This window comes from Arthrobacter sp. BL-252-APC-1A (assembly GCF_009696625.1).
In the GTDB taxonomy this organism is placed as follows: Bacteria; Actinomycetota; Actinomycetes; order Actinomycetales; family Micrococcaceae; genus Arthrobacter_B.
Window position 1 is genome coordinate 1 of sequence record NZ_VULS01000025.1, and the last position, 4,111, is coordinate 4,111.

The 4,111-nt window shown below is 57.8% G+C and carries 4 protein-coding genes and 1 pseudogene; 1 reads left to right on the forward strand and 4 read right to left on the reverse strand.

Annotated features, from left to right (window positions below):
• Positions 1–116 precede the first annotated feature (116 nt).
• The 4 genes and pseudogenes from FYJ28_RS17740 to FYJ28_RS17015 form a co-directional block, all read right to left on the reverse strand.
• Positions 117–476: a zinc-ribbon domain-containing protein gene (locus tag FYJ28_RS17740; RefSeq protein WP_442778598.1), complete on the reverse strand. Its 360-nt coding sequence runs from the start codon at positions 474–476 to the stop codon at positions 117–119.
• A gap of 95 nt (positions 477–571) precedes the next feature.
• The gene (locus tag FYJ28_RS17005; protein WP_154580184.1) at positions 572–1,237 is read right to left on the reverse strand and encodes a hypothetical protein; all 666 of its coding nucleotides are present in this window, start codon (positions 1,235–1,237) and stop codon (positions 572–574) included.
• A 156-nt stretch (positions 1,238–1,393) separates the two neighbouring features.
• Complete coding sequence (locus FYJ28_RS17010) at positions 1,394–2,533, reverse strand: ThuA domain-containing protein (RefSeq protein ID WP_154580185.1); 1,140 nt, start codon at positions 2,531–2,533, stop codon at positions 1,394–1,396.
• A 300-nt stretch (positions 2,534–2,833) separates the two neighbouring features.
• Positions 2,834–3,032 (reverse strand): annotated as a pseudogene (locus FYJ28_RS17015) (sugar phosphate isomerase/epimerase); the annotation flags it as partial.
• Positions 3,033–3,493: 461 nt separating this feature from the next.
• Between FYJ28_RS17015 and FYJ28_RS17020 the strand changes: the two are divergent.
• Positions 3,494–3,952 (forward strand): GyrI-like domain-containing protein, encoded by a 459-nt coding sequence (locus FYJ28_RS17020; protein WP_055240665.1) that lies wholly within the window; start codon positions 3,494–3,496, stop codon positions 3,950–3,952.
• Positions 3,953–4,111: the final 159 nt, after the last annotated feature.

Below are 4,111 nucleotides of genomic sequence, written 5' to 3' on the forward strand. Positions count from 1 at the left end.
CACCGAAAACGCCGCCAACGTGCCCTCGGACGGCTGACACCCATCGAATTTGAGACAATAAAAAACGCGGCCTCAGCCGCGTAAAAAATTATCAACCCCAGCTGTCAACGAAACCTTCAGCAGTCCCCCGGTAAGACGGGCGGAGACGAGGCTAGGCAGTAGCCCACGGGGCCACGAGGACACCCACGCCTAGTTGTTATAGGCGCTGTTATCGGCGTGAATTTTAGACATAATGCCGTGGAGGTGGGTTTCGCTGAAGTTCTTAGAATTTTGGCAGTGGTACTCGTACTCCAGACATCCTGCGGAGTCAGCGGCCCATTTTTCTTGGGATGCCGTTGAAAAGAGGCGTCAGAACAGACTGGACACCCATTCGCCCCGTGCATCCGGTCCGTGATTCTTGCCGTCCGTTCGTGGTTAAGTTGGCAGATCCACCAAACTGTCTTCGTGCTGCCGGGGGAAAGCGAGTCCGGTTGGATCTCTCCGTTTCTGGTTTAGTGCCATTCGTTGACGACCTCCGGAAACGACTCCTCCTGGATAAGGTTGCAGGCGCACAACGGAGACAATATCTTCCTTATTCTGCGTCGTGAAATTCCATCGGTACCGCATCGGGATCGCCGTCTGGAGCTAGAAAAACGTGCATATGGTCGCCCCCGGAATCTATGGTCAGAGTATCCAATTGGGCCGCTCCGGCCTGCCAAAGACGAACTGCAGCGTCGCGTCGCTCAGCAACACTGCCAAGCAAAAGGTTCCGATCCTCGGCAGGGCTTGATGGGAGTCGGTTGTAGTCCTCGACCGCCGTTAGAAGTAACTGGGCCGCACCGACGAAGGCTTCCTGCGCAACTGACTGATCGCTCGTGCCCTCTTCAACAGTCTCGAAAGCCGTCGCCGCAGCACTGAGGTCGCGCATCCATGCGTCGACATCACTTGTATCAGCAGGCGGGGGGCTATCTGCTTGCTCCAGGGGTACTGCAGTTGCTAGCCCCTCCAAAGTGCGTGCCATGTGTCCGTGTGCCGTTTCTGCTGCCATTCCAAGGTCTTTGGTGATCTCAGCCTTTTCAAGAGCCTGCCCTTTAGAAAGCTCTTTGGCGATAGCTTCGACTGACCCGGGGGTTGGCGCGATCTCAGCAGTCGTTGCTCGCATACTCATGGATGCGGCGACGGCTCCTACAAAGATGACTGCAATGGTTATTAGAGCAATCACCCATGTAGGAGAAAACGTGCGAGTCTCACGGTTCAAAAGATGAAGCCACCTTTGTGGAGGAAAGTGTTTTGGAGCTTGGCGGTTTTCTCGCGATATACGGCTTATACATCGCGAATGTGTGCAGTAGTTTCCGTAAGGCCCTGCCGTACTACGTCCCGCGGTGGCAATACGTAGTACGGCAGGCTCTTGCAGCTAGTTGAGCTCTTCTTGCCAAATCTGTAAGTCACGAACTTTCTCAGTCAGCAGAACCTGCGCCTGAGATCCACGGTCGACGTGAGCCTTAACCTGAGCCGCGGCTGCATTGAGCTTATTTGCCGAATCATCGTGCCGACCAGCCTCCGCTAGGTCCTTTGCCTTATCCAATTGTTTGGTCACCTGTGCCGCCGCTTTCGCAGAGACCGCTCCTTCGGCAACCAGGTCACCAATCAATGATTCGACTTCGTGCCATGTGACGCAGTCGCCGCCTCCACTGACTGCGCCAGCGGACCAGGCGATACCCCCTAGAAGGTGCTGTAGGAAGGCAGGGTCTGTGTACGATGCTTCGGTGTGTCCTCCGCCGGTGTACCACGAACGAGATGACTCGAAGTTATGGCACCAAGCTATCGGATGATCGGAACCCATCGCACCACGACGAGCGTTGTAGGTTGTCTCGTCGAGATTTATGAGAACACGAACAGCGTCGCGCGGACTCTGATTGAAGTTGTACCACTCATCAAAACGCGTCCATGTTTCTGGGAGATGCTCTGTTGAAGGATGGGCCCGGTCCTCAACCAGCTGAGAAGCAGTCTGCTGTTCTGGATGGCTGATGAATCGAGCACCGCCGCCGGTCAACTGGCTATACCACGGGACAGTGTGCATAGAATCTGTCGCCGCGTGAACACCCGCAAAACCACCACCGGAACGGATATATCCCTGGAAGGCGGCCAACTCAGTTTCATTTAGAAGCGTTGGCGTTGCAGGGTCGAGGGAATTGGTTCCGTCAACCGTGGAGACAAAGACAATGGTTTCGTATTTGGCAAGATCAGAGGCGGTCGTGAAGGGTGTGCTGGGTAGGGTCCGGTCGGGCTGTCCCTGATTACCCGGTGACGTTGGAGGATCCCACACGTCAACACTGAACCCATTGACGTTACCAAGTGCCATGATGGCGGTAGTGGCTTCATCAATACTGCTGTGACGAAAGCCCGTCGTTTTTCCTACGACGAGCACATCGTAAGATTCCGCCATTCCAATCTGATCGGAACTGGCTTCAGCTTGAGCGGGAGTCATTGCTAACGGCACGACAAGCGCTACCCCACATGCTCCGAGGGCTGCCTGACTGATAAATCGCTTCATTGCGCTCCTTAGTCATTCAATCGACGATGCCTCTGGATCGGCGATTGCCGAGCTGGGCACACGATCTGAAGCCGTCGAAGCAGCACCTAGCGCACCTATGAGGAATAAGTGCTGGTCGACAACATATTCAGCAGGCTAGCTTCTAACCTGCTGAAAGGTCTAGGTAAAAGTGATCTAGAAATTTCCCAGACCAGAGCGATCGTATGACTTTCATGACGGAGGCAGCACTCACTAGCGAGATGTCTTTTCAGACGATCCCGCCGTTTGATTGAATAGGCCCGGCCAACAGCATTCCAGCGCTCAGGCTTCCTGGCTGAAGGCGGCATCGAAAGAGGTGTCCGATGGCGCGAAGCCGAAGCGTTTCATGAACGCCAGGGCCTCGGGTGCCCCCTTGCAGGCGGTCCGTTCCGGCGTCCTCCCACTCCACCGAGATGGGGCCGGTGTAGCCGATGGCCGTCAGCGCCCGGAAGCTGTCCTCTCAGGGAACGTCGCCGCCGCCAACGCCGAAACGGAACGGCGCAGTTGTTGTGTCAGGAGCGGAGCACACCGAAATCGGTGGAAGCCGCTGGAACGCTTCCAGCGTTCGTTCGCGGAACAAGTTATGGACTTAGGTCCCCCCAATTCGCCCCGACGGGCAAGCCGGTGAAAACCAGTGCGGCAAACGGTGGATAGAGAAGAGCAGGCTCCTGGCTTCGCGGTAAACGAGTTCCTTGGTGTCCAGCTCCCGCAGGAGGCCAGGACGCTCTGTTCGCCGCTATGTTCCTGTTGGACCGCAGCCGTCCCGGGACCGCCAAATGGTGCTCTATGGCGCCACCTGCGGGAACAGGTCCAAGGCGCGTGCGCACCAGGAACGCAGACGCGGCGCTCCAGCGTCCTAGGGAAGCGTAAGAGCATCCGCCGACGCCGGTCAGGGACGTCCGGTCCTATCCGGCGGGCCGCTCGGCGGTTAGCGTGGAAAGTATGACGGACATCCAGATCGCGGAGCACTCCGAGCAAGCGACGGCGGCAGTCCGCGCGCAGGTGCCGATGGCCGAACTCGCCGACTTCTTCTCACAGGCGTTCTCGGACGTCATGGCCGCACTGCAGGAGCAGGGTGTGCAGCCGGTGGGCCCGCCGTTCGGCAAATACTACGGCCAGCCCGGCGCCTTGGTCGACGTCGAAGCTGGATTCCCGGTCCCTGGCGTCATCGCGCCTGACGGCAACGTAGTTCCGGGAAGTCTTCCCGCCGGCAGGATCGTCGAAGCGACGCACACTGGGTCCTTCGACACGCTGGCAAACACATACGCGGATATTGAGAACTTCTTCTCCGAAAACAAGCTCAAGCCGAGCGAGGTCATGTGGGAGAACTACCTCGCCGATCCCGAGACCGAGCAGAGCCCCGAGCATGCACGCACCCAGATCTGCTGGCCGGTCGACTGAATCAGGAGCCCTGCGGTCGGGTGCCGGCTAGGTGTACCCGGCCAGGACGTTGGTAGCGGCGTGGCTGGTTGAACGAAAGAGAACCTCCGGGTGGGATGTGGCTTGTCAAAGACCCACTCCAACCCGGAGGTTCTCGTGTCCCACAGTACTGCCCGTTTA

Bases quoted from the DNA above. Each gene is read 5' to 3' on its own strand.
- FYJ28_RS17020 (WP_055240665.1), top strand. From the start codon at position 3,494: ATGACGGACATCCAGATCGCGGAGCACTCCGAGCAAGCGACGGCGGCA.
- FYJ28_RS17010 (WP_154580185.1), bottom strand. From the start codon at position 2,533: ATGAAGCGATTTATCAGTCAGGCAGCCCTCGGAGCATGTGGGGTAGCG.